The 2,739-nt window shown below is 65.1% G+C and carries 4 protein-coding genes; 3 read left to right on the plus strand and 1 reads right to left on the minus strand.

Annotated features, from left to right (window positions below; genetic code table 11):
- A partial coding sequence (locus tag AC1P6P_RS12230; RefSeq protein WP_481402720.1) for a uroporphyrinogen decarboxylase family protein occupies positions 1 to 678 on the minus strand: 678 nt, incomplete at its 3' end.
- A 170-nt stretch (positions 679 to 848) separates the two neighbouring features.
- Here AC1P6P_RS12230 and AC1P6P_RS12235 point away from each other — a divergent pair.
- From AC1P6P_RS12235 to AC1P6P_RS12245, 3 genes are all read left to right on the plus strand, one after another.
- Positions 849 to 1,730: a homocysteine S-methyltransferase family protein gene (locus tag AC1P6P_RS12235; RefSeq protein WP_481402721.1), complete on the plus strand. Its 882-nt coding sequence runs from the start codon at positions 849 to 851 to the stop codon at positions 1,728 to 1,730.
- Positions 1,727 to 2,443: a DUF1638 domain-containing protein gene (locus AC1P6P_RS12240; RefSeq protein WP_481402722.1), complete on the plus strand. Its 717-nt coding sequence runs from the start codon at positions 1,727 to 1,729 to the stop codon at positions 2,441 to 2,443. Before AC1P6P_RS12235 ends, AC1P6P_RS12240 begins: the two co-directional genes overlap by 4 nt.
- Positions 2,440 to 2,739: 2Fe-2S iron-sulfur cluster-binding protein (locus AC1P6P_RS12245; protein WP_481402723.1), on the plus strand; the 300-nt coding region annotated here is incomplete at its 3' end. The genes AC1P6P_RS12240 and AC1P6P_RS12245, both read left to right, overlap by 4 nt.

A 2,739-nucleotide genomic window follows, 5' to 3' on the forward strand; every position in this document is an offset into this window, starting at 1 on the left:
TTTCAGGTAGGGGTGGGCGAATTCGAGGTAATCGGCCTCGGAGATGAAGCCGACGATATCGTCGAGCACCAGCATACCGTCGATGGTATCGATCGCCTCGCGCTGACGGACGTGCCAGGCGATCAGATATTCGTTGATCAGCTTGAGCAGGCGGTGGGTGCGATCCGGATCGGTGCCGAGCATCATCAGAAACTCGGTCGTTCCCATCAGGAAGCTGGCGATGTTGAGCGGGCCGCGACTGACCGAAAAACGGATCTTATGGCCCATCGCCTCGATCCTCGAACGGTTGCGCGTCAGCCGGTTGAGCATGAACGGCAACAGCCCGTCGGTCTCGACGTTGGGAACTTCAAGGTTGTCGACGTCGTCTTCGGTCTGGATGCATTTCTGGGCGAACGGGAACTCGTTCACGGGGAACTGGCACTTGACGCCGAATGCCGACGGCTCGGTGCACATGCCGAACTCGCTCCAGAAGCCGGGCAGGAACATGATGTCCGGGAAGGTCTCGATCGCCTTCTTGTTGGCCTCGAACCAGACGTCGTCGCTCTGGAAATAGTCGATCAGGTCGACGCCGTACCAGTTCGGCAGCCACGGGCAATCGATGATGAAGCCGATGGGAAGCGTCGCCCCTGATTCGCCGGCCACGGCCGCCTTCAGCTCTGCCCAGTGCTTGTCGTGCATGATCCGCCCTCGCGATTGTCGGCGGGACAATGATCCGGCCCGTGTTTTGGTACAATCCCGGGAAATGCCGGTTTCACAGGATTTGATACCGGTCCCGCTGCGACATGGCGTGCATTGAACCGGCCCTTGGGCCATGCTGAGACTCGGAACACCTTTTGAGGGGATACGCCATGTCCCACCCGGTCATCGACAAATTGGTCCAGCAGGCGCCCGTGATCACCGACGGCGCGTGGGGCACGCAATTGCAGGCACGCGGCCTCGAGCCGGGCGACGTGCCCGATCTGTGGAATCTCACCAATCCCGACGCGGTCGGCTCGGTCGCGGCGGCCTATGTTGCGGCCGGATCGCAGATCATCCTGACCAACACGTTTGGGGCGAACCGCTTCCGCCTGATCGAGGCCGAGGCTGCGGACAAAGTCCGCCAGATCAACATGGCCGGCGTTGCCCTGTCGAAAAAAGCCGCGGGGGACGATGCCTTGGTGTTCGCCTCGATGGGACCGAGCGGCAAGCTCCTGGTCAGCGGCGACGTCACCGAGGACGAGCTGACCGCCGCCTTTGCCGAGCAGGCGGACGCCATCGCCCGCGCCGAACCTGACGGCATCGTCGTCGAGACCATGCAGGATTTGCAGGAAGCCGCCATCGCGATTGCCGCCGCCAAGGCCACCGGCCTGCCGGTGGTGGCGACCATGGTGTTCGATTCCGGCAAGGACCTCGACCGCACCATGATGGGCACGACGCCCGAACAGGCCGCCGATGCGCTGGTCCGGGCCGGCGCCGACGTCATTGGCGCCAATTGCGGCCAGGGCATTGCCGGGTTCGTTGCCATCTGCAAACGCCTCAAGGCGGCGGCCCATGGCCTGCCGGTATGGATCAAGGCCAATGCCGGCCTGCCCACCATCGTCGATGGCAAAACCGCCTATGCGACGACGGCGGATGAGTTCGCGGCATATGTGCCGGCCGTTCTCGCCGCGGGCGCCAGCTTCATCGGCGGCTGCTGCGGCACCTCGCCCGCATTCATCGCCAAGCTGTCGGCGGCCTTGAAGCGGGCATGACGTCCGGTGGGACGCTGGTCATCGCCTGTCCGAGCCTCAGGCCGGAACTGGAGCAGCTTGCCCCGGACGGCGTCTCGATCCGCTTTCTCGACATGGCGCTGCACCAGCGCTCCGCCGAGGCGTTGCGCGGCGCCTTGCAGGACGCCATCGACTGCGCCACCGACTGCGCCACCATCGCCATCGGCTATGGCCTGTGCAATCGCGGCATTATCGGGATCGCAGCGCGCACCGTGCCGCTGGTGGTGCCGCGGGCGCATGATTGCGTCGGATTGTTGATCGGATCGACCGCACGCCACTTGGCCGAACTCGATGCCGAGCCCGGCACCTATTTCCAGAGCGCCGGCTGGCTGGCGGCGCGCGATCCCGGCGGCGAACTCACCTTCGGACCGAACTCAAACGCCAGTTTCGAGCGGCTGGCGGCCCGTTACGGCGAAGAGGCGGCGCACTATCTGATGGAGCAGCTTGACGGCTTCACCCAGCATTACACGCGCCTCGCCTATATCGCGTCGCCGGTGGCGAAAACGGCCGCCTTCGAAGCCGAAGCTCGTGATATCGCGAGCCAGCGCGCCCTGGCGTATCATCGCATCGAAGCCGACACCGGCTGGCTCGGACGGCTCGTCGGCGGGGTCTGGTCTGAAACCGAATTCCTGATCGTCCGGCCGAGGCAACGCATCGCCTTCACCGGCCGAGACGGTTTGATCGAGGCGGTATGACGACGATCACGCTGCAAGCTTCAGGACGCCGGCTCGAAGTCGTGCCGGGAACGGCGCTGCGCGACCTGCTGTTCGGCGAAGGCGTCGAGTTTCCCTGCGGCGGCCATGGGCGCTGCAAAGGCTGCCGCGTGCAGGTCACCCAGGGCACGATGGGACCCGGCGCCGACGATCGCATCGCCTTCTCCGCGCGCGAATTGCACGACGGCTGGCGCCTCGCCTGCCGGCACACGGCCGAAGCAGACGTGACACTGGACCTCGCGCAGTGGGACATGCGCATTCTCGGCGATGCCGAGGAC

The sequence above is a fragment of the Rhizomicrobium sp. genome, assembly GCF_056722145.1.